Origin of the sequence: Citrobacter sp. CK198, assembly GCF_030333295.1 — a bacterium.
Classification (GTDB): domain Bacteria; phylum Pseudomonadota; class Gammaproteobacteria; order Enterobacterales; family Enterobacteriaceae; genus Citrobacter_B; species Citrobacter_B koseri.
This window is the reverse complement of record NZ_JAOWGE010000026.1, coordinates 14,106-35,156: the sequence shown is the minus strand read 5'-3', so window position 1 is coordinate 35,156 and position 21,051 is coordinate 14,106. Positions and strand designations below refer to the sequence as shown.

Genomic DNA, 21,051 nt, shown 5'->3' with positions numbered 1-21,051 from the left:
CGATTCATGTGATCTATACTACTGATTATTGCCTAAAAGCTAGCTCATACAATGTCGTCCATTGATCACTTTAACCTCAGGTCTTTCGATCTGAATCTGCTGGTTGCCTTCGATGCGTTGATGCGGGAGCGCAGCGTCACGAAGGCGGCCACTCGACTGAAAATTCAGCAGTCTGCGATGAGCCACAATCTCGGCACACTACGCATGCTACTGGACGATGAGCTGTTCGTGCGCGTCGGTCATGTAATGAAACCCACTCCGCGCTCTATTGCGCTGTCGGTAACCGTTAGCGAAATTTTAGAACAGGCTCAGCAGGCCATCATGTCACGAGAGACATTTCGCCCGGAAACCGCCCGGAGGGCTTTCTCACTCGGTTTTTCAAGCGAGATGGAGGTGTTATTAATGCCTGGCCTGACGGCGCATATGCAGAAACATGCCCCTGGCATCCAACTGCTCGCACAGCCAGCACAACCGGATCAGGTTCATGGAATGCTTGATGATGGAGTGATTGAGCTCGGTATCGGCTGTTTTACTGTGGGAGTACAACGGCACCGAAGAGAATTACTATTTGAGCAGTCGTTGATGTGCTGCTTTAACCCCAACCTACTTGATCTACCGTTGCCAATCGACCGCAAAGTTTATCTTGAGCAGCGCCATGCACTGATATCACAAAACGCAAGCATTCGCGGTTGCCTGGACAATGCATTGCACGCGGCTGGTGTGGAACTAGATGTCGCAATGGCGGCACCGGAATTCCTCACAGTACTTGCAACTGTAATGCATGCGCCAGTCGTCGCCACATTGCCAGCGCGGATCATTCGTCGATATGCCCCGGCTATGGGTCTGGTATCAAGTCCAATTCCGCTTCAGCTTTCTGTGGCTCCAGTTTCAATGGTATGGGGAGCGCATTCGGATCGGGATCCCGCCTCGGCTTGGCTGCGTGAACAAATACAGCAACTTCTTTTGCTTTTTGAAGAAGAACACCCTTGCAAAAACAATGGAGTAATGGCTCCGTCAGCTTGAAGAAATCCTTATCTCTGGCTTGATAACTGCCTGTGTCAAGGGACCGATACACTGCGCATACAATACTAATAATCACCCAACCAAAAGTTAAGATCTATGGTTTGAATCCAACAGCCACAAACGCATGTCGTGTGATTGCTTCCAGCGTGCTTCTGTTGGGGCGGGTCTTTGCCAGGACATTCAGCCCTTGTGTCGTGCAGACCAGGAATGCGGCAGCTTCGGAAGCATTGACATCCCCCACAAGTTCTCCAGCTCGTTTTGCCCGCTCGACCGCACCGGATAAAGCTGTCTCCAGCCTGGCGAGGTGGAGTTGAAAGACTTCACTGATTTGTGGGTCACTCATTGCAAATTCCACAATGGAATTCGTCACAAGACATCCCCATCGTCGCTTGCCATCAAGCATCGAATCAACGAGCGCTGCGTAGTAATTGGTAATCCCTGCCCGGCCAGAGGGAGTGCTGTTCAGACGCTCGATTGTCTCTCGTGATGCAGCAGTCATATAGCGCTTGAGCGCTTCGATGAACAGCCCGTGTTTGTCGCCAAACGCTGCATAGAGACTGCCGGGGTTGAGTCCAGTCACACGACAGATTTCTTGCATGCCAGCTCCTTCATAGCCCCATTCCCAGAAAGTATCCATCGCATGCTCAAGTACGTTTTCGAGATCAAAACTTCGTATACGCCCCATAAAAATGATGACTCACTAATCAAGAATTTTTCAGTTAGCTCAATCATACATTGCCATGATAGCAACTTGAAGCTATAGTTTTCTTGAATTTGAATTCAAGAAAAAATCCAGTGCCCCAAAGTGAAGCCCATAAAGGCTGAAGCTACTTCGGGGCTTGACTGCCTTTCTTGCAATTCTGTTATCTGCAAAGCTTTCGAGGCTCTTGCCGATATTTTTTCAGAACTCTCAACCTTAAGAAGGTGATGCTATGAATAAGATTATCGAAGATGGCTTTCTAAACATCGCAGGTAGTCGTGTTGCATATTCCCGTTACGGTCATGGAAGTCCTGTTGCTCTGATTCATGGCATCCCAACAAGTCGTCATCTCTGGAGAAATGTCACACCCTTTCTTACTGAATCGGGGCATGAAGTTATTGCTATTGACCTGCTCGGTTATGGCGATTCCGGGAAACCTACAGATGCTGACCTTGGAATCAAGGCTCAATCAGAAATCGTTTTCGAGATGCTTTCAGCTTTGGGATGGGAGTGCGGGACGATCGTTGGTCACGATATTGGCGGGGGCATTGCTCAACTTTTGGCTATCAACCATCCAGGCATGGTGGATCACCTCGTCCTGATTGATTCAATCCTCTACGACTCCTTTCCTGAGCCTGGGATCTCCAGACTCAAAGATCCAATCTGGGATGGAATTCTGGGTGCACCGGATTTCGATCTCAGGACAGGATTCGCTAAAGCTTTTCATCGTGGAATGTTCCACACGGAGCGGATTACTCCCGAATTTATCGACGCCTATGAACGACCTTTCCATGGAATCGAGGGAAGGCACGCATATCTTCGTGCTGCCCGGGCTCTGCGAACAGAAGAACTTTCTTCATGTATGGAGCGTATCGAAAAGCTGGCACTACCAACGCTCATCATCTGGGGCAGAAAGGACACGTACCAGCCGCTACAACTCGGAGAGCGTCTGGCCAGAAAAATGGTTAACGCTCAGATAACCATTATTGAGGAGGCAGGACATTTTCTGCCGGAAGATGCACCAGAAGCGCTTGCCGCGTGCATAACTGAATTTTCAACACATAGAGAGGAGCTGCATTGATGTCTCTTCATTCTAATGCCTCAACACGTTCCCAGGTGGGATTTTTTATTACTCTTGTCGCGTCAACCTTCCTGATGGGGTCCAGTTTTGTTGCAGGGAAAATCCTGCTCCAGCAGGGTTTCACGCCCATGATCCTGATCGGTTGGCGTTTCTTTATTGCGGCTTTAGCGACGATTCCTCTGATTCTGGTTGGTGAGCGAAAATTCGTCGCGGCACTTCTACCAGCCAAAGCAGGCTTTCGCGATTTTATACTAGTAATATTGATAGGTTTGCTCCAGACAGCGGCTGTTATGGGGCTTCTGTTCTGGGCTATGCAGTTTATATCTGCATCAACCGCCGCCATTTTGCTTTTCACTAACCCAATCTGGGTGGCAGTACTGGGGCGTATTTTTCTCGGGGAAAGCCTGCACCGTGCAAGGATCCTGGGTCTTCTTTTAGGTGTTGCTGGTGTTGCTCTTGCTATTGGCATCAAGCCGTCCATGTTTTCTGGTGGTACAACACTAACTGGTGAAATCATCGGTATTGTTTCTGCACTTTGCTGGGCGGCTGCGACACTAATTAACAAACGTGCGGCTCTGCCATTTGGTACGTGGGCATTAAGCTTTTGGCAAATGTTGATAGGAGCTGTCGCTGTCCTGATTATTGCCTATATCAATGGCGAGCACTGGCCTGTTGTCGTAACGCATGAGCAATGGGGCTGGTTTCTCTGGCTTGCTATTCCAGCATCTACGGGGTCTTTTGGCCTTTGGTTTGTTGCTTTGAGAAAAGGAGGTGCAACAAGGACCAGTGGATTCCTATTCCTGGCCCCTTTATTCACCGTCATTCTTGCTTATTTCATTTTGAATGCATCCATTTCCTGGATGCAGGCTATTGGTGGCATTCTTATTGGATTGGCATTGTGGCTCGTTAACCGGGAAATACCTGCAAAGAATCAGCGTGAAAGAATTAACGAGGTACTCGCTGAGGGGGAACAATAATGTACAACTAATTCATTATGAGGTTGGTGAATGCAAGAAACGTTTTAATATGTAATTACGTCATTTGTGTTGCTTTCAGGTTGTTCCTGAAAGGAGCTATTTCACCGGTGTAACGGAACGGCTGCATTTGAGCAGCCGCCATTTTTGCACATATGAAATGAAGATTAAACCTGGCCCCGGCTGTTACTGTAATTACACTTACCGTTTCTGTAGCATTGATATCCAGTTTGGCATGATAGGCTGCGAGGTAAACCAGGCGTCGACACTGTGTAATCAGGACACACGCTTAACCGAGAGCGTAATAGTACAGCAGGTGCCCGTGCATCTACCGGCAAGGCGCAGCAATGACCATTGTTTAATCATCCACGTAAATGAATCAATACATTTATAATTCCCCAGTCTACGCCAAGTATAACAGTTTAGATGTAACAACACCCGGTAATGCTTTTGTTCTGCCAGGGTCACGAACAAAACCAATGTGCAGCTTAATGGCTCAAGCACGCTTAACCTAATTTATTGGTGTTATGTCTGTCACTGTGACTGGACATATGGTTTGGTTTAGAGCGCATTGGTTGGAGGCGAGAAATATTGTTTTAAATACTGGCTCAATACTTATAGCACGGGTTAAAAGTAATGCTATATAGAACTTTTATTATTTTACTCATTTCTGAAAATAACTCTAATCAATCAACGCGTATTTTAACAAATAAACTTTGTGTTTTTTCAATGTCATCATTTTTTGGCCTTTACATTTTAGACTAATGCCTTATCTAACAAATATATAAATTAACGAATAATTAAACTCATTTAATCCCATACAGGGGATGTCACTAAGAACATATCTGATAACTCCATCTGTTTTCATCAATAGTTTCCGAGAAAGGAGATGCGTCATGTCAAAGAACAATAATAATCTTGCTGTCAGAAAAATTATGTCTGAGTGGTTTACTATAAAGGAAGCCATTCAAGTGGCGAAGAGAATGGCAAAAACAGAATTAACAGAAGGTGATATATATAGATATGCATTAAGTAAACATATTTATCTTTCCATTTATTTTCAATCACCAGTACTATTAAGAAAAATAAAAGAGGTTAATCATAAATTAAAAATGAGGCCGTCAGGAGATTCTTTGATACAACAACTTTGCATGCTTGAGTCTAATAGTTTCAGCAAAAGGAGAAATTTGATGATTAGTACCAAAGGAAAATATTTCTTTTCTCCCCAAAGAGTAATTGATACTGATTTGTCGGGACATGAATATGTTCTTGTGCAAAGATTACTTGCTTTATCATTGCGTCTTCCATTACCAGTGACAGGAGCTAATGAAAATAATTTTGGCATTACTGTATATATAGATGGTGAATCATTTCAGATTTTTGAAAAGACGACATGGCACAAAAGGATAGGCCATCAACTTAGCCTTTTGTCTGAACCATTAGCTCAGGATATTATTGAAAAAATATCAGGATATAAAAATCAGCAATACCACCGTGCAGGTTATTTCCCGCTGTATACTTTACCAACTGATGCCTGCTTTGTAATCCGGCACTCTGAACTGGATAAACTTATCGGCTTATATAGAAGGAGCTCGTCAGCATCTTCAACTGTCACACGTATGTCAACGCCATTATCCCGTCTGTTCTGGCTGGCCTGCAAACATAATGAGGCCATTAGTCCGTTAATCCGACACCCCTACAAACTACTGTCTATTTTTGAACAGTGGGCCTCAGATGATGGCATTACTGATCATCTAAGTGGCGATACGTTGAAAAATGCGCTGGAGCGGGGTTCTCCTTCTTCGGCATCCTTGCCCCACTAACTGGATATTTATCCGTCCCAATACATAACCCGTATTAAGGGATTACCCTCCCTTAATACGGGTTCATCAGCTTCCCCTACACCTTCCACTGTGTTTTCTTGTTATCTCCGGGCATCCTCGGATTATTTCCACTACAGGAGGAAACGATGAAAGCACATCAGTTATTGCGTCTGAAACAGGTTGAAGAAAAAACGGGACTTAAACGCTCTCAGATTTACCTGTATATGAAAAATGGCGATTTTCCTCGTTCCATTAAAATTGGTCCTGCTAGTGTAGCGTGGCTGGAATCTGAAATTGATGAATGGATCAACCTTAAATTAACCAACCGCTGAAAATGTTTAAGGGAGGTACAGCATTATGATCCCGACATTGAATTATGAGGTATTAACCGACGTCCTTCATGCTCTGAAAGAAGGCAATATTCGTTACTGTGAGTCCCTCGGATTCACGTTCGACGAAATGAATGCTCTTAATCAGTTATCACTCGATGAACTGTTTGCTGTCAGCCGGGCGGCGGCTCCCTTTGTTTCGGTCAGTGTCCGCCATGATGTTCTGCATCATTTACTGGCGCAGGCCCGACAGGAATACCGACAGCAGCAGCAGATTAACCGGGCTATCCGGCTGGGCGGTTCTATCGCGTTGCTCAACCACTACTTTGGCCTGACGTCTAATGATGTCTGCCTTCACCGACGGTTGCTGGGTGTCAGCGTGCCATATGGACGTACACCTGAGCCGGATGAAGAGACAGATGCCGAGATCTGGCGGCAATGGCAGAAGTGCCGGGTGGAAAACCTTGAATCGCCTGCCGCACTGATCGCCATGATGCAGGTGACGGAAGTCCTGCTACCAAGGTTCCAGGGACTGTCACTCACCATGGTTTGGAGGAGTATCACGATTTGTGAAAAGGAAGTTGCCGCTAACAGGAGGGCACCCCATGCCGGATGAGATCGATCGCGATCAGGAATTTAATGAGCAGCGCCTGGAGGAAATGATTGAACAGAGTCGTTTTAAGCCGGGTTTAACACCATCATTATTTCACTGTCGTGTATGTGGTAAACCCATTCCGGAAAAGCGACGGCAAGCACTGCCGGGTGTAACCACCTGTACGGAATGTCAGGAAAAACTTGAACGTAGCAGCCGCTGACAGGATAAAAAGGACATGCAGAGATATTATATCTCTGCACGTCTTTATTATTCACGGTGAATATTAATACCATTCTGTCTTGCTTTTTAAATTCTCATTATTCTCACTGCATCTTGCATACCCCACTATTTTTCTCTCTTATTTTTGTTTTGAGTTTCTCATTTATATCCCTCGTCAGATATTCGATTCTGAAAACGCCATTACAGCATGGTTGCCCTGATGGACGTTAATTCGTCCGGGCAGGATATTGCTCTTTAACAAAATGGTTCGGGCTGTCACGTAACCAAAATTCAGGGTGCCGCTGAATGTTCTCGCTGTCCCGTTAAAACCGGAATGCAGAACCGGAATGTGATTCGTTTATTTCATCCATTGCTGTTTTATTAAAGGAAATTCCATGAGAAAACCCGTTTATCACGTCTTTGTCACCCAGGAAAGTCAGCCCGACGCTCAGGGCGAAAAAAACACGTACTGGACAAAGGTTGGCGTGGCCTTCGCGCACAACGGCAAGCCCGGTCTGAATATCGTACTGATACCCGGTATTGCCGTCTCCGGCAGGCTGGTGCTACTTGAACCCAAAGAAGATAGTGACATTTCACAGAATACGGCCGCTTAATCCATTTTCTCTTCTTCTCCCCCGGCGGCGTATTTTTCTGTAAGCCGCCGGTCTCCCTGCTACGAGGCCAGCATGCTTTCCACCACTGCCTTTCTGGCACTGGCGGTGCAGTGCGCCGCCAGTATTCACCCGTCCACGTCACTTGATGTCGCACGGGTCGAATCCGGTTTCCACCCTTACGCCATTGCTGAAATTCTGCCAGACAGCCGGGGCGTGATTTCACATTTTCCCACAAGCCTGCCGGAGGCGACCCGCCTCACCAGACAGCTGGCGACACAGGAGCGACGCTATTCGGTCGGCCTGATGCAAATCACCAGCACCAATTTCCGCCATTACGGCGTCACGGCCAGCGACCTGCTTAACCCTTGCATCAATCTGTCGGTATTTGAGCGCATTCTCGCCGACTGTTATCGGAGAGGCGGCACCCTGAAACGAGCACTCAGTTGTTACTACTCCGGCAACTTTGAAACCGGACAGCGACCGGAATCCGCCTTTAACCAGACCAGCTACGTGCAGCGCATTGGCTATGTCGTCCCGTCCACGCGGGAAGACCGGCAGCTTGACCCTGTCCATAGCACGCCGCCGTCTGTCCATTATCCCGCCGTTGTGCTACGCGGCGAGCCTGCCGGTGCCACTGCGCCGGTCCTGACTTCTCTGCATTATCCCGGTGCCGTCATTCGCGGCGTTATCCCTGTTATCCCTGATGAGGAGAAATGATCATGCGTATACGCCGTTACTCCGTTGTTGCTTCCGTGCTGCTGCCTGCCCCGCTGCTGGCGGCGGACAGCGGATTTAACAAGGCCAATGAAACACTGAGCAACACCTCGACCGGCCTGCTGGGACTGGCCGCTGTCACTATCACACTGGCGACCATGTGGGTGGGCTACAAGGTGCTGTTCGACGGCAAGAGCCTGCACGACATGCGTAACGTCATCATCGGCGCGATCCTGATTGTTGGCGCGTCAGGCTTCGGTGCCTACTGGGCATCATAAGGGAGGCAACGAATGGCTACGCTAAATAAAGCACTTACGCGGCCTGCCGCCATTATGGGCATACCTCTTGTACCGTTCGTTCTCGTCAGCGGGGCCATCGTCCTGCTGGCGGTCTATGTCAGCTATTACCTGACACTGTTGCTGATCCCTGCCTGGGCGGAAATGAAAAATAAAACCCGAAAGGACATTCATTATTTCAGTCTGCTCTGGCTGGCGTTTAAAACCCGTGGACGACTTTTCACCAATACCCATTTTGGCGCGAATGCCCTTCTGGCGAACCAGTACGATAACGTTGATGTGTCGGAGTTTATTCAGAAGATGAAATTAAACGAACGTATTACGCTGGATAAATATATTCCGTATTCCTCTCATATTCACCCTCACGTCATCAGAAACCGTCACCGTGATTTTGTTGCCACCTGGGAGCTGGGCGGTACGGTCTTTGAATGTGAAGACGAACATCACCTGACCTTAATGGCGACGCACCTGAATAATATTATTCGTTCGTATGAAGGTCTGCCGGTGACATTCTATATTCACCGGATCCGTGAAAAATACCATGATGCTTTTGAAGCCTGTTCGGGTATTCCCTTTTCCGATGACGTGACCCGGCGGTATTACCAGCCGGTAAAAGAAAAACCGTTCTGGCGGCACCGGCTGTTTTTCACCGTCTGCTACGCACCGTTCTCTCAGATTGAGAAGAAAACCATGAAAGCGCAGTCGCACGGTAAACGCCAGGCAGCACTGGATAACGCGCTCAAAATCATGCTGGAATACCGCGAAGCACTGGGATCTTCATTATCCCGCTATATGGCAACGCCGCTGGGCATATATGAAGAAAACGGGCGGGTATATTCCTCGCAACTGGCGTTCTTCCACCGCCTGATCACCGGACAGTGGCAGAAGGTGGCCGTAACGCGCTCGCCGTTTTATGAAACATTAAGCACGCCGGACGTGTTTTTCACCACCGACACCGGTGAATGCCAGACGGTCAGCGGTTCCCGCTTCTTCCGCAGCCTGGAGATTAAGGATTATTCCCCGGAAACCCATACCGGTATGCTGGACGCACTGTTGTACGCCGAAAGCGAGTATGTTCTGACGCAGTCCTTTACCTGTATGGCACGGGATGAGGCGCAGGATCATATCCGGCTGGCGGAAAAACGGCTTAACTCCACGGACGACGACGCGACTTCCCAGCGCGAAGAGCTGATTGTCCTGCGCGACCTGCTCCAGTCCGGACATGTTTCGTGTGGTAAATTCCACTTTTCCCTGCTGATCTCCTCAGACAGTGCCGGACAGGTTGTGAAGGACACTAACGTTCTGGCACAGCCCTTTGCCGATCTGGGTATTATGACGACGCTCTCCACCCTGTCACTGCCCGCCGCATATCTGGCGCAACTGCCGGGCGTCTATACGCTGCGCCCCCGACTGGTGGCCGTCAGCAGCCAGAATTTCGCTGATATGGCCTGCCTGCATAACTTCCATCCCCACAAGCGCAGCGGTAATCCGTGGAGGGAAGCCATCGCCATCCTCACATCTCCCGGCGGTGGCGGGTATTACCTGAACCTGCACGACAGCCAGGCCGGACGGGATGACACCGGTGAGAAAACGCCGGGGAATACGGCGATTATCGGCAAAACCGGCTCCGGCAAAACCCTGCTGATGACCATCATGCAACAACTGATGCAGAAGTACCGTAACCCGGCGTCGTTTGCGCCTTCTGCCACCATCAAACGGCTGACCACGGTGTATTTCGATAAGGACCGGGCGGCGGAGATGGCGATCCGCCAGGTGGGTGGACGATACTTCCGCATCCGTACCGGCGAGCCCACCGGCTTCAACCCGTTTGCGCTGGAGCCAACCCGCCGGAACATCAGTTTCATCAAACGGCTGGTGCGCATGCTTTGCCGCCGCAACGGTAAACCGCTCGATCCGCGCGATGAGGAGCGGATCAGTGCCGCCGTGGACACCATCATGCTGGACTATCCGCCGGAGTTCCGCCGGTTCGGGATCACCCGGCTGCTGGAAGTGCTGCCGGAGCCGCCGACCACAGACGCCCGCACCAACGGGCTGCGTATTCGCCTGAAGCAGTGGGCGCAGGGGGGTGAGTTCGGCTGGGTGTTTGATAACGAGGCTGATACTTTCACCATCAGCGATATCGATAACTTTGGTATCGACGGCACCGAATTTCTGGATGATGACGATATTCGCGGCCCCGTGACCTTTTACCTGCTGTACCGTGTGACCAGCCTGCTGGACGGTCGCCGCCTGGTGATGTTTATGGATGAGTTCTGGCGCTGGCTGGCCGATGTCGAATTTTCCCGCTTCTCGCTCAATATGCTGAAAGTCATCCGCAAGCTGAACGGTATCTTCATCCCGGCAACACAGTCACCGGATGAAATCGTCAGACACCCCATCGCCCCGGCGATTATTGAGCAGTGCGGCACCCAGATTTTCCTCGCCAATCCGAAAGCCAGCTATGCGGATTACGTGGAGAAAATGAAAGTGCCGGACAGTGTTTATGACACGGTCAGAAACCTGGATCCGGGCGAGCATTATATGGTCATCCTGAAAACACCGCTGCGGGCCGGAGAAACCCGCCCGTTTGTGGCAATGGCGAAAATGGATCTGTCCGGGCTGGGTAAACTCACCCGGCTTCTCAGCGGCAGTGAGGACAACCTGAAAATATTCGATGCCATTTATCAGGACGGTATGCGACCTGATGAATGGAAAGATACGTTTCTTGACCGGGCAATCTGAAAGCCAACCGGAGGTAATATCAATGCGTTACCGGGATCATCTTCTGGCATTAACGTTATTTTTCTCGACGCAGGCGTTCAGCGCCGGAATACCGGTTTTCGACGCCGTGCAGAATACCGAATCCATTAACCAGTGGATGCAGAAATTGCAGCAATGGGAGGATACGGTTACCCATTATAAAAGTGAACTTGATGCATATAAAAAACAGTTAGCCACTGCAACCGGCGTGCGGGATATTCAGGGTTTTCTCAGTGATGCCCGAAGCCTGAAAACCGATATTGATAATCTCCGTAAGAACGGTATTTCACTGGATGATCTGCTGACCACGCAAAACAGTTCATATTCTGCTGAACTGCAAAACCTATACAATAAATACAAATCATTCAGCGTATGCAGCGAGGAACAGGAAGGAATAAAATCTCAGGCCCTGGCCGACAGTTGTAAACAGATGATCCTCAATCAGGCAATGGCGATTGAGAATACCACTGACGTTGGAAACAGGATCAACAGCACACTCAGTGATATATCAGACTTATCTGACCGTATATCGAATGCGCAGGACTCGAAAGAGTCTCAGGATCTGGCTAACGCCATCACGGCGAAAAGCGTACAGTTAAATGCGCTGACGAATCAGTGGGAGATGTCTGTCAGACAGGCTGAACAGCGAACGACATTGCTGGAACAGCAAAGACAGAAAGCCTTTGAACAGCAGCAGCTAACGGCACCTGTTGCTGACCTTAATAATTTATAAGGAGGTTATCCGTGCTCAGATCCTTTTTCACATTATGCACACTCTCAGGCGTGATATTACTGTCCGGCTGCAAGGAAACCAAATCCGAAGCCTGGTATAAACAGCATCCTGACGAAACTTATGCGGTTTATACGCAATGCCTGAAGGATGGCGAGGCAAGCGATAACTGTGAATTTGCTCATCGGGCTGCCATTATGTTCGCACAAATTGGCAAGCCAGGAATAAAAGAAAAGTTCGAGACACTCTTTCAGCAGGAAGCCGAAAAAAGAAAATCCGTCACGCAGTAATATCCTCCGATAAAACAGGGATTCTCCCTGTTTTATTTCCTCCCCCTGAATATCTCAAGTGAGGCACCATGTCCGGTGGTATTTTTGTTGGTATGGACAAAAACATCATGGATGGACTGAATGTCGTGCTGGAAGGTCAGTCTTCCACTTACGGCACCATGATCAGTGTCATCATTGTCAGCTCTTTCACTTTGTTTATTCTCTATCGCGGTTATCAGACGCTGGGCGGCAAACTGAGGACGCCGGTTGAAGATGTCGTCTGGGATGTGGGGCGAATGCTGCTGATCACCACCTTTGTGTTAAACCTTGATGGCTGGCTGGATATGGCAATAGCGGCCATCGAAGGGCTTAAAGACGGTATCAGCGGCGATGATAATATCTGGGCGCTGCTGGACACCGTCTGGGAAAAGGCACAGACACTGGGGCAAACGCTGTTCAGTATGGACACCTCAACTTACGTCAAACTGAATGGCGGCTTTGCCGAGGTGCTGGTATGGGGCGGCGCTATTGTCCTGCTGATGGCCGCCACTTTTGCCAACTTGCTCGCCGAAATCACCATCCTGTTAATGACGACCACCGCGCCGCTCTTTATTTTCTGCCTGCTGTACGGTTTTCTTAAACCGATGTTTGATAACTGGCTGAAAACGATTTTCGCGGCAATACTGACGATCATGTTTTCCGCCTTATCCATCCGTATCGCCATTAATTACCTGAATAAAATACTGGATACCGCAGCAAAAACATCCGCAGAAACCAATATGGTGACGCTGGCGGCGCAGTGCCTGCTGGCCGGGACAGCGGCGGGTGTGGTGGTCTGGTTTTCCGCGAAGCTCGCCAGCGCACTCAGCGGGGCCGCCGTACAGGCGGTACTACAGGGGGCAGCCATGAGTGGCCTGAGCGGACTGGCGAACAAATCTGCAAGCCTTGCCGGCCCAGGCGCCAGGGGCGGTTCCCGCCTGGCTGCGAAAGGCGGCATGGCCGTCGCCGCGGCGACCGGCAGGCTCACTGGCGCAGGCACGGATAAAACCGTGAGCGCCTGGCAGAAACGCGCCGCCGCCATCGAAAGCATGAAACGCCTGAACCGGCAGCGTCACCGTTAATCCTCCCGACCCTTAATTTTCTTTCCCCGTCACGCCGTGGCCTGCGCCACCGGTGCGGCATTCCTGCATCCATATAATAAGGGGCTTCCATGAAATTCAGCATCTTCCTTCTGATGCTGTGCGCGCTCACGGGCTGCGCACGGCATCAGGGCGACCTTCCGCCGGTATCCGGCGAACCCGAGCCGGTGAATTCCCCCGCCATCATTCAGGAGCTGACTCACCATGTCTGATATTCAGAACATTATTAATGTTTCCCGCTCTTTTGAATCCATACTGCTGGAAAAGGAAGAACGTTTCCGAAAAACCGCCTGGCGGGTGGCCGCTGCCGGACTGATTCTGGCCGCAATGGCGATTACGGCCATTATTATTCTGCTGCCGCTGAAAACCACCGACACTGAATTATGGTCAGTGGATAAACAGACCGGTCGCTATGAATATATGACCCGCGTGAAGGAGCGGGATATTTCATCTGAAAAAGCGCTGGCACATTCACTGGCAGCACACTATGTCAGACTCCGCGAGGGATATAATTATTTCTCCCTCCAGCGTGATTATGACGACGTGCAGTTATTTAACAGCGACAGCGTGAACCGGGACTATCTGGACGGGTTTAACGGCGACCAGGCCCCGGACGTGATTTTTAACAAGGCGGAATATGTTGTTGATATCGACATTATTTCCAATGTGCATGCGCCCGCCACCGGGCCGGATAATCTGGCAACCCTGCGTATCAAGCGCACTATCCGCCGTATTGCTGATAACTCCGTGAAAACGGATGTCTGGAATATCCGCCTGACTTATCGCTATATACCGCACCGGCAACTGACCGACAGCCAGCGCGAAGTGAACCCGCTGGGCTTTATCGTCACCAGCTACCAGCGCGATAAAGAGCTGAGGGGGGAATGATGCTGAAACATACCCTGCTCCTCTCGGGTTTACTGGCGTCATGCGTGGCATGGAGCGCGGCGACACCGCGCGGCAGCGTGTATGACAGCCGGATGCAGAACGTCACGTACAACAGCCAGAACGCCACGGTCGTCAGTACCCGCCCCGGCTACGTCACCATGCTGGTGTTTGACGATGATGAAACCGTTATCGATGCGCAGGCGGGATTTCCCAAAGGCTGGACCGTGACGAAAAGCGACAACCGGGTGGGCGTCAGCCCGAACCCGATTACCCAGCCGGTCACGGACGCCAGCGGCAACAACATCAGTCAGGTGTTTCTGCCGACAGAGAAAGACTGGAAAACCAACCTGTTCGTGGTGACCTCGAAGCGCGATTACAGCCTGGAGCTGAACGTGCTGGTCCGCGACTCGCCCGCTCAGGCCTTTGTTATCCGCTACCACTATCCTGATGAGCAGCGGAAAAAATCAGCTGCCGCCAGCGCCACCCACCAGCAACGACAGCAGGAAGCACTGGACCGGCAGCGGATAGCGGCAGCATTCCGGCAACCGGCCTTGCCGCAGAACTGGCGTTACAGCAAACGAGTGGCCGCCGGTTCCGCCGCCATCGCCCCGGACTTTACCTGGGATGACGGTCGTTTTGCGTATATCGGTTTTTCTCCCACGAAAACCCTGCCTTCCGTTTTCCGGGTGGTTAATGGTCAGGAGCAGGCGGTCACGCCGCAGACAGTTCAACAGGGCAACTACACCGTGATGGTGGTTCCGGCATCGCCGCAACTGGTACTGCGTTACGGCACCTCGGTGGTGGGCGTGGAAAACGTCGGATCCGGGCGTATCCCGGTAACCCGCAGTGACACCGTTTCACCGTCCGTTACTCTGGAGGCAAAATGACTGACAGAGCTTTCCCGGACGAACCGGAAAAAACCACCGCAGAGCGGGAAGCGGAAGCCCGTGAACGCGCCCGTGCGGCAATGGCGACGCAGACGCCGGAGCAAAAAACACCGCCCGGCCAGCCAGAAGTGACCCGTTTCCGTAAGGCGTCCGGTCACCGCACGCTGATCGTCAGCCTGCTGAGTCTGGCGCTGGTGATCGCCCTCGCATCCGGCGGCGATCGTCTTCTCAGCGCCCTGAAAAGGGGCGATGAGAAGGAAGCCGACACCGCGCCGCCGCCCTCCTCCGGGGCGGTGCAGCAGGAGCGTAAGAATCTGGGCATGGACAGTAACCCGTTTGGCCTGTTCGGGCCAGGGAGGCAGGAAAGCGCAGGCCCTGCCAGTCAGAGCGCCCCGGCCACTCCAGCTCTGCCGCCCGGGCCGCCCGCCATGAACAAGGCGGCAGCGCTGGCAGACGGGCTGAACAGCGGCAGTACAGGGTCAGGTGACAATACACGCACGTCCCGAAGCGGAGTGCACAGCAACACGGAAACGTCGGGCAGACCGTCAGCCTTCACGGCGTACACATCCTGTCAGTCGGTACTGGTCAGTGGCGAAGATGGACGCCTGCGCTGCCCGGATACGACAGCACCGGCAGGCAGCAATAACAACGACAATCCGGGCGTTGCCCGCGTAACCGGTGTCAGACGGCTGGGTCTTGATCCCGATCTCTATATCCCGGTGGACCGCTATATTCCGTGTTCGATGATGCGGCGCTTCGTATCCGATGTTGGCGGTCATATCTCCTGCCTGATCGGTGAGAATGTCTGGAGCGCCAGTAACCATGTGAGGCTGATCCCGGCAGGAACGGTCGCCCGTGGTGTCTACCGCACCGGCGCACTGCAACACGGGCGCAGCCGGATGTTTGTGCTGTGGACGGAGCTGCGCACGCCGGAGCCCGGCAGCCTGCAAATCCCGCTCACCGATACGCAGGCCACCGGCCCGCTCGGTGAGGCAGGGATCTCAGGCTGGATCGATAGCCATTTCTGGGAGCGTTTCCGCAACGCCCTGATGCTGAGTACCGTGCAGGACGTGGCGGCAGCGGCATCAGATGCCGCGCCGGGTAAAGGCCGCAATACCGACTATACCGAAAACACCCGCGCCGCCACGGCGGAAATGGCGAAAACGACGCTGGAAAACAGCATCAGTATCCCGCCCACGATGTACCTGAACCAGGGCGATGTGATCGGCATCATGACCGGCACGGATATTGATTTTTCCTCTGTTTATCAACTACGGCTGAAAAAGAAATGGTATGAACACTGAAAACCTGTCACTGGAGTTTATGAAAAACCGGTTGTTTGGTGATTTCCTCGCGCAGGAGGGCCTGACGGAAATTGCCATTAACCGGCCGGGTGAACTGCATACGAAAATCCGGGGGAAATGGCAAAAACATGACTCCCCGGTCACGCTGCGTCAGTGCCATGCCTTTGCCAGAGCACTGGCTTCCTGGCATGAGGATAATATTGACGACACGTCGCCGATCCTTTCTGCAACATCAGGAGCCGGCGAGCGTATTCAGGTGATTATTCCCCCGGCCAGCGAACGTCATACGGTGTCCGTTACGCTGCGCAAACCATCGTTTGAGCAGAAAACGCATCAGTCATGGATTGATGCGGGATTTTACCAGCGGGTGAGCGGTCAGGAGAAAACGGAAAGTCAGGATGAGGCACTGATACGGTTATACCACAGCGGGGACATTCCCCGCTTTATGGAAAAGGCGGTGGAATACGGAAAAACGATTTTTATTGTGGGGGAAACCGGCTCCGGCAAAACCACCTATATGAAAACGCTGCTGCATTATATTCCGCTGCATCTCCGGTTAATAACGATTGAGGATAACCCCGAAATCCGCTTTTATCACCACGGCAATTATGTTCATCTTTTTTACCCTGCGGATGCCGGGGATAACGCCATTGTCACACCTGGCAGACTGATACGCGCCAGCTACCGGATGAACCCTGACCGGATATTACTGGCGGAAATTCGTGGGCGGGAAGCGTGGGACGCGCTGAAAATTATTGGTTCCGGGCATGAAGGGTTAATCACCTCCCTGCATGCGGGCAACCCGGAAGAATGTATTGAAGGCATCATTGACCGCTGCTATGAAAACTCTGACTGCCGGAATATTCCTTTTGATGTGCTGTTGCGCAAGGTACTTAAAAGCATTGATATCATCGTAAGTATTGATATACGCGGCGATGTGCGCCGGATGCATGACATTTACTTTAAGCCAGTCCATTTAGATAGTATGAAAGAGGCTCTCAGAAAATAACTCCGGCAAACAATCTCACCCCAAAATACGTAACCTTTCATTAATCATAACGGTGGCTGAAATGGAAAAAACAATATTCTCCGTATTATTACTCTGCGTTATGGCGTCATGTCCAACATCTGTACTGGCTGCTGATGCCTGCGAAGTGGTGTTATGTATGTACGGTAAAGCAACCGGAAATGGCGGCGGCGGTGAATGTCATTCCGCTGAACGGGCATTCTTTAATATCGTAAAAAAGAACAGGCATGGTTTTCTGCCTGACCATACGACTGATGCCAGACAATCTTTTTTACTTGAATGTGATTCGGCAGACCCGGCGGCTATCGGTCAGATCATCAGTAAATATGGCCGCGTTCGTGGTTAATACTGGCGAGACGGGCACAGAGCGTGACGGTTTTCAGGTTTTTACGGCGTCTGTTTTTCGCGGATTAAGGAGCGAAGAAACAGGGGCTGTAAAAATGAGGCAGCGGACAGAAATATTTTCGCGGGTTAAGGAGCGAAAATAATTCAGGCACCGCGCCTCACCTGCAAACAGCCGCGCCCACGCGGATTTTGCAGGCCGGGGGGAGCCGGATAAATTTCGCCGCCCCAGCGAGCGAAAAGCTGTCGCCCACGACAGCGATTTATTTGGGGGGCACAGCCCCGCACACCGTCGCGGCTAAGTCTCCGGCCAAAAGCCGGTAGCGTGGCGCGACCACCCTCTTTAAAGGTCAGCTTCCCTTTTATTCCCGCTGCGAGGAACGAGCAAAGGGAAGAAAAAGGCGAAAGCGACCGTCTTAAAGGGGGTGGTCGCGCGTAGCGTGCGACGGTGTGCCGCCTTTGACTCTGGGGGTTTTGGTGCGGCGTACAGCCACGACATTACCCCCATGCGGCAGGCAATAAGGGCGTCCAGCCCGCATGTACTGGCGCACGCCGTTTCGTACCGGGAAGCATGCTTTCCGGCACATGGCCGCACAGCGGTCACCTTCTTCGTCCCTTACGTTCGCACCGCCTTTTCGCCCGACACCGTGGGGCGAATTGACGGGGCGATGTCATGGGGCGAATAGCTGACGAAGGAGGCATCATGATTTTAAATAAGCTTGCCGCTTCACTATCACCGATAGTGAACGGGATGCAGGCGCTGCTCGCTTTTGTGCAACAGCAGCAACTGATACTGGCGTTATTAGCGGGGCTGACGATGCCGTTTTTCGCGTCGATGAAAAGCGATGAACGGCAGAAAGCTCCACTCTGGAAAAAGCTGATTATGGCTTTTTCCATGGTGTGTTTCCTCTCAGGCACACTGGCCCCGGTCGTTATCGGCTTTTTTCAGTGGCTGTATAAGACCAGACTCACCAGTGATAATACAGTACTGGCCTGGTCAGTACGGATTGCTTTCACTGTAACCGGGATTATTTTTCATATTATGCTTCGCCGGATATTCACACCGGAACTGGACAAAATAAAGAAACGCCTTGTTAAAAAGACCACCCTTGAACGGGAATTGCGCACCGATGTCCGCACCGTAAAGTCCTTGTTGCCGGAAACACTGCATTACGATCCGCTGGATTATATCGACCTGAATAAAGGCATCTTTACTGGCATGGACAGGGAGAACGAACCAATGTATCTCCCGTTAAAAGACTGGCAGAAACAGCACGCGGATATTATCGGTACCACCGGAGCCGGTAAAGGCGTTGCCGCCGGCATATTGCTATATCAAAGCATTCTGGCCGGTGAAGGTGTCTTTGTTATGGACCCCAAGGATGATGAATGGGCACCGCATCTTTACCGCAAAGCTTGCGAGGATGCAGGCAAACCCTTTGCCTTAATTGACCTGCGAAAACAGCAATATCAGTTAAACCTGATTGAAGATATCACTCCCGATGAACTGGAAGAACTGTTTGTTGCAGGGTTCAGCCTGGCGGAAAAAGGACAGGAGTCGGACTTCTATCGTATTGATGACCGAAAAGCCGCACGTATGGCCGCGCAATTTGTCAATGATAACCCATCGGCAACTCTCCGTGATGTTTATAACGGTGACTACGTTCAGAGCATTGCCGAAAAAATCAAAGCGTTTTTCGGTAAGATTGAAGAGCTGGCATTATTAAATGCCATTAATTCACCGGAAGGCTTTTCACTTAAACAAATGTTTGATGAAGGCGGCTGTTGTTATGTTATCGGCTCCATGCGAAACAGCAAAATTATTACAGCCCAGCGCATGTTACTGGTTCGCCTGTACCAGTTAGCAGAAAGGCGCGACCGTGTAACAGACGTACCGCGCCCCATCGCTATTTATCTTTCGGAACTGAAATACCATTTATCCAGGTCAGCACTGGAGGGATTAGGTGCGGCGCGGGATAAAGGCGTACATATTATTATGGATCACCAGTCCATTGCCGATTTAAAAGACTGCCCGGCAGATTTGAAAGGCGATGCCGTTGTCGGTGCGGTCGTTGAAAATGCCAAATTCAAACTGGTTTACCGGGTTATGGACCCGGATACGGCGGAATGGGTGGCAAGAATGTCAGGCACTATTCTGGTGGATGATGAACTCCGTAAGGCTAAGACGGATAATATGCTGACGGAGACCATCGACAGTGAGCGTACAATCCGCCAGGCCGAACGTTTCTTTATTGACAGCAATATGATCCTGAACCTGCCCGATTTTGTCAGCTTTATCTTTACGACAAAGTCACTTCCTGCTGCGTCACTGATTTCACCGATAAAGGTCAGAAAGCGTCAGCTAAAAATCTTCTCGGTTTCCCCTGATATTGCCGCGGCGGCGGCTCCGGTGAAAATCGCACTGGATTTTAGCGAAGATGATAAACCATCCATACCGAATGTATTGACAGCGCACCCGGATCTTTTCTTCGACAAAAACGAAGTAAAACCGGCAAAGCCCCAATCTGATGATGAAGAACACTTCTCCCCACTGGATTTTTAAGGAGCGGTTATGCTGATTTCGTCATATCACGAGCGCCAGACGCGTAACAACGAAAAAATTAAAAAACTGCTGAACTTCCTGAAAGAAGAAACCTACAGTGATTTTAAAACGCTGATGCAGTTATTTGGTTTCCGGGATCATAAGTCGCTTTATTCGCTGCTGGCAAAAACGGAGCGAATGGGGTTAATCCAGAAGCATATGCTTGAATCACGGACAATCAAGATTTCATTATGGGGGATCACCAGCGACGGGCTGGCGGTGGTCTTAACCCCGAATGATAAAATCTTTCCTGCGCGGTTTGAACCATCAAAAATCACCGGCTGGACACTGGAGCACCATCTTGATAATCAGGCCGCCAGGCTTATTCTGGAGAAGAAAGGTGCTTCGGGATGGATTAACGGCGACCGGGCCAGCTTTCTCAGCCAGTATCAGGTAAAACATCGCCCGGACGGGTTACTGACCCTGCCTGACGGTAACGTTATTGCCATTGAAACCGAGCGCCGCCTGAAAACCCGAGCCCGCTACCAGTCGATTATCGCCAGCCACCTGCTGGCCCGTACACACAAGCACTGGATTTACATTTTTTATGTTGTGCCCGATCCACAGAAGAAGCGTGCGCTTGAACTGCTGTTTGACAGCATCAGGCATGTCATCATCAACCATCAGCACATCCCGCTGGAAGAACGCCACCGTCGGGTGTTTCGCATTTATACCTTTGATGAACTGAAACACCTGTCATTAGGCAGCTATACGTAAGCTTTTACTCAGGCCATC

General features: G+C 51.0%; 23 protein-coding genes. 22 read left to right on the top strand and 1 reads right to left on the bottom strand.

The annotated features are described in order from the left end of the window. Nucleotides 1-51 precede the first annotated feature (51 nt). On the top strand, nt 52-1,023 hold the full coding sequence (locus OGY62_RS04955) for a LysR family transcriptional regulator (RefSeq protein ID WP_255874538.1): 972 nt from the start codon (nt 52-54) through the stop codon (nt 1,021-1,023). A gap of 94 nt (nt 1,024-1,117) precedes the next feature. Here OGY62_RS04955 and OGY62_RS04950 read toward each other — a convergent pair whose 3' ends face one another. Further along, nucleotides 1,118-1,660, bottom strand: coding sequence for a TetR/AcrR family transcriptional regulator (locus OGY62_RS04950; protein ID WP_255874537.1), 543 nt, complete (start codon nt 1,658-1,660; stop codon nt 1,118-1,120). A 295-nt stretch (nt 1,661-1,955) separates the two neighbouring features. Here OGY62_RS04950 and OGY62_RS04945 point away from each other — a divergent pair, with 295 nt between their 5' ends. The 21 genes from OGY62_RS04945 to mobC all read left to right on the top strand — a co-directional run bounded on the left by OGY62_RS04945 (nt 1,956) and on the right by mobC (nt 21,033). Then, the gene (locus tag OGY62_RS04945; protein WP_255874536.1) at nt 1,956-2,804 is read left to right on the top strand and encodes an alpha/beta fold hydrolase; all 849 of its coding nucleotides are present in this window, start codon (nt 1,956-1,958) and stop codon (nt 2,802-2,804) included. After that, nucleotides 2,804-3,781 (top strand): DMT family transporter, encoded by a 978-nt coding sequence (locus OGY62_RS04940; protein ID WP_286459240.1) that lies wholly within the window; start codon nt 2,804-2,806, stop codon nt 3,779-3,781. The genes OGY62_RS04945 and OGY62_RS04940 overlap by 1 nt, the downstream gene beginning before the upstream one ends. An 893-nt stretch (nt 3,782-4,674) precedes the next feature. Beyond that, the gene (locus OGY62_RS04935) at nt 4,675-5,601 is read left to right on the top strand and encodes a hypothetical protein (RefSeq protein ID WP_255874534.1); all 927 of its coding nucleotides are present in this window, start codon (nt 4,675-4,677) and stop codon (nt 5,599-5,601) included. Between the two features lie 146 nt (nt 5,602-5,747). Continuing rightward, nucleotides 5,748-5,933, top strand: coding sequence for an AlpA family transcriptional regulator (locus OGY62_RS04930; protein WP_044173390.1), 186 nt, complete (start codon nt 5,748-5,750; stop codon nt 5,931-5,933). Nucleotides 5,934-5,958: 25 nt separating this feature from the next. Then, nucleotides 5,959-6,546 (top strand): DUF2857 domain-containing protein, encoded by a 588-nt coding sequence (locus OGY62_RS04925; RefSeq protein ID WP_188208475.1) that lies wholly within the window; start codon nt 5,959-5,961, stop codon nt 6,544-6,546. Further along, nucleotides 6,536-6,745, top strand: coding sequence for a TraR/DksA family transcriptional regulator (locus OGY62_RS04920; protein ID WP_117122303.1), 210 nt, complete (start codon nt 6,536-6,538; stop codon nt 6,743-6,745). The genes OGY62_RS04925 and OGY62_RS04920 overlap by 11 nt, the downstream gene beginning before the upstream one ends. Before the next feature lie 394 nt (nt 6,746-7,139). After that, nucleotides 7,140-7,358: a hypothetical protein gene (locus OGY62_RS04915; RefSeq protein WP_060617301.1), complete on the top strand. Its 219-nt coding sequence runs from the start codon at nt 7,140-7,142 to the stop codon at nt 7,356-7,358. A gap of 72 nt (nt 7,359-7,430) precedes the next feature. Then, nucleotides 7,431-8,075, top strand: a complete 645-nt coding sequence (locus tag OGY62_RS04910; protein ID WP_255874533.1) for a lytic transglycosylase domain-containing protein — start codon at nt 7,431-7,433, stop codon at nt 8,073-8,075. Then, entirely contained in the window at nt 8,072-8,350 is a 279-nt protein-coding gene (locus tag OGY62_RS04905; RefSeq protein ID WP_098064980.1) for a TrbC/VirB2 family protein, read from the top strand. Before OGY62_RS04910 ends, OGY62_RS04905 begins: the two co-directional genes overlap by 4 nt. 12 nt (nt 8,351-8,362) lie before the next feature. Next, nucleotides 8,363-11,110: a VirB4 family type IV secretion/conjugal transfer ATPase gene (locus OGY62_RS04900; RefSeq protein ID WP_255874532.1), complete on the top strand. Its 2,748-nt coding sequence runs from the start codon at nt 8,363-8,365 to the stop codon at nt 11,108-11,110. 22 nt (nt 11,111-11,132) lie between these two features. Beyond that, nucleotides 11,133-11,861 (top strand): TrbJ/VirB5 family protein, encoded by a 729-nt coding sequence (locus OGY62_RS04895; RefSeq protein WP_255874531.1) that lies wholly within the window; start codon nt 11,133-11,135, stop codon nt 11,859-11,861. A gap of 11 nt (nt 11,862-11,872) precedes the next feature. Continuing rightward, entirely contained in the window at nt 11,873-12,148 is a 276-nt protein-coding gene (locus OGY62_RS04890) for an EexN family lipoprotein (RefSeq protein WP_255874530.1), read from the top strand. Nucleotides 12,149-12,216: 68 nt separating this feature from the next. After that, nucleotides 12,217-13,248 (top strand): TrbL/VirB6 family protein, encoded by a 1,032-nt coding sequence (locus OGY62_RS04885; RefSeq protein WP_255874529.1) that lies wholly within the window; start codon nt 12,217-12,219, stop codon nt 13,246-13,248. An 89-nt stretch (nt 13,249-13,337) separates the two neighbouring features. Next, entirely contained in the window at nt 13,338-13,478 is a 141-nt protein-coding gene (locus tag OGY62_RS04880) for a hypothetical protein (protein WP_032936799.1), read from the top strand. Further along, nucleotides 13,471-14,154, top strand: a complete 684-nt coding sequence (locus OGY62_RS04875; protein ID WP_255874528.1) for a VirB8 family type IV secretion system protein — start codon at nt 13,471-13,473, stop codon at nt 14,152-14,154. The genes OGY62_RS04880 and OGY62_RS04875 overlap by 8 nt, the downstream gene beginning before the upstream one ends. Next, nucleotides 14,154-15,041, top strand: a complete 888-nt coding sequence (gene virB9 / locus OGY62_RS04870; RefSeq protein WP_255874546.1) for a P-type conjugative transfer protein VirB9 — start codon at nt 14,154-14,156, stop codon at nt 15,039-15,041. The genes OGY62_RS04875 and virB9 overlap by 1 nt, the downstream gene beginning before the upstream one ends. Continuing rightward, the gene (virB10, locus tag OGY62_RS04865) at nt 15,038-16,345 is read left to right on the top strand and encodes a VirB10/TraB/TrbI family type IV secretion system protein (RefSeq protein ID WP_255874527.1); all 1,308 of its coding nucleotides are present in this window, start codon (nt 15,038-15,040) and stop codon (nt 16,343-16,345) included. Before virB9 ends, virB10 begins: the two co-directional genes overlap by 4 nt. Then, nucleotides 16,335-17,354, top strand: coding sequence for a P-type DNA transfer ATPase VirB11 (gene virB11, locus OGY62_RS04860; RefSeq protein WP_098064973.1), 1,020 nt, complete (start codon nt 16,335-16,337; stop codon nt 17,352-17,354). The genes virB10 and virB11 overlap by 11 nt, the downstream gene beginning before the upstream one ends. 61 nt (nt 17,355-17,415) lie before the next feature. Then, nucleotides 17,416-17,718, top strand: a complete 303-nt coding sequence (locus OGY62_RS04855; protein ID WP_255874526.1) for a TrbM/KikA/MpfK family conjugal transfer protein — start codon at nt 17,416-17,418, stop codon at nt 17,716-17,718. Nucleotides 17,719-18,417: 699 nt separating this feature from the next. Next, entirely contained in the window at nt 18,418-20,277 is a 1,860-nt protein-coding gene (locus OGY62_RS04850; protein WP_106912922.1) for a type IV secretory system conjugative DNA transfer family protein, read from the top strand. 9 nt (nt 20,278-20,286) lie between these two features. Then, nucleotides 20,287-21,033, top strand: coding sequence for a MobC family replication-relaxation protein (mobC, locus tag OGY62_RS04845; RefSeq protein ID WP_106912923.1), 747 nt, complete (start codon nt 20,287-20,289; stop codon nt 21,031-21,033). Nucleotides 21,034-21,051: the final 18 nt, after the last annotated feature.

Coding starts and splice junctions, on each gene's coding strand:
- OGY62_RS04915 (WP_060617301.1), top strand. CDS start 7,140: ATGAGAAAACCCGTTTATCACGTCTTTGTCACCCAGGAAAGTCAGCCC.
- OGY62_RS04910 (WP_255874533.1), top strand. CDS start 7,431: ATGCTTTCCACCACTGCCTTTCTGGCACTGGCGGTGCAGTGCGCCGCC.
- OGY62_RS04925 (WP_188208475.1), top strand. CDS start 5,959: ATGATCCCGACATTGAATTATGAGGTATTAACCGACGTCCTTCATGCT.
- OGY62_RS04880 (WP_032936799.1), top strand. CDS start 13,338: ATGAAATTCAGCATCTTCCTTCTGATGCTGTGCGCGCTCACGGGCTGC.
- OGY62_RS04920 (WP_117122303.1), top strand. CDS start 6,536: ATGCCGGATGAGATCGATCGCGATCAGGAATTTAATGAGCAGCGCCTG.
- OGY62_RS04950 (WP_255874537.1), bottom strand. CDS start 1,660: ATGGATACTTTCTGGGAATGGGGCTATGAAGGAGCTGGCATGCAAGAA.
- mobC (WP_106912923.1), top strand. CDS start 20,287: ATGCTGATTTCGTCATATCACGAGCGCCAGACGCGTAACAACGAAAAA.
- OGY62_RS04895 (WP_255874531.1), top strand. CDS start 11,133: ATGCGTTACCGGGATCATCTTCTGGCATTAACGTTATTTTTCTCGACG.
- OGY62_RS04900 (WP_255874532.1), top strand. CDS start 8,363: ATGGCTACGCTAAATAAAGCACTTACGCGGCCTGCCGCCATTATGGGC.
- OGY62_RS04930 (WP_044173390.1), top strand. CDS start 5,748: ATGAAAGCACATCAGTTATTGCGTCTGAAACAGGTTGAAGAAAAAACG.
- virB11 (WP_098064973.1), top strand. CDS start 16,335: ATGAACACTGAAAACCTGTCACTGGAGTTTATGAAAAACCGGTTGTTT.
- OGY62_RS04945 (WP_255874536.1), top strand. CDS start 1,956: ATGAATAAGATTATCGAAGATGGCTTTCTAAACATCGCAGGTAGTCGT.
- OGY62_RS04885 (WP_255874529.1), top strand. CDS start 12,217: ATGTCCGGTGGTATTTTTGTTGGTATGGACAAAAACATCATGGATGGA.
- OGY62_RS04875 (WP_255874528.1), top strand. CDS start 13,471: ATGTCTGATATTCAGAACATTATTAATGTTTCCCGCTCTTTTGAATCC.
- virB9 (WP_255874546.1), top strand. CDS start 14,154: ATGCTGAAACATACCCTGCTCCTCTCGGGTTTACTGGCGTCATGCGTG.
- OGY62_RS04955 (WP_255874538.1), top strand. CDS start 52: ATGTCGTCCATTGATCACTTTAACCTCAGGTCTTTCGATCTGAATCTG.
- OGY62_RS04905 (WP_098064980.1), top strand. CDS start 8,072: ATGATCATGCGTATACGCCGTTACTCCGTTGTTGCTTCCGTGCTGCTG.
- OGY62_RS04935 (WP_255874534.1), top strand. CDS start 4,675: ATGTCAAAGAACAATAATAATCTTGCTGTCAGAAAAATTATGTCTGAG.
- virB10 (WP_255874527.1), top strand. CDS start 15,038: ATGACTGACAGAGCTTTCCCGGACGAACCGGAAAAAACCACCGCAGAG.
- OGY62_RS04940 (WP_286459240.1), top strand. CDS start 2,804: ATGTCTCTTCATTCTAATGCCTCAACACGTTCCCAGGTGGGATTTTTT.
- OGY62_RS04850 (WP_106912922.1), top strand. CDS start 18,418: ATGATTTTAAATAAGCTTGCCGCTTCACTATCACCGATAGTGAACGGG.
- OGY62_RS04855 (WP_255874526.1), top strand. CDS start 17,416: ATGGAAAAAACAATATTCTCCGTATTATTACTCTGCGTTATGGCGTCA.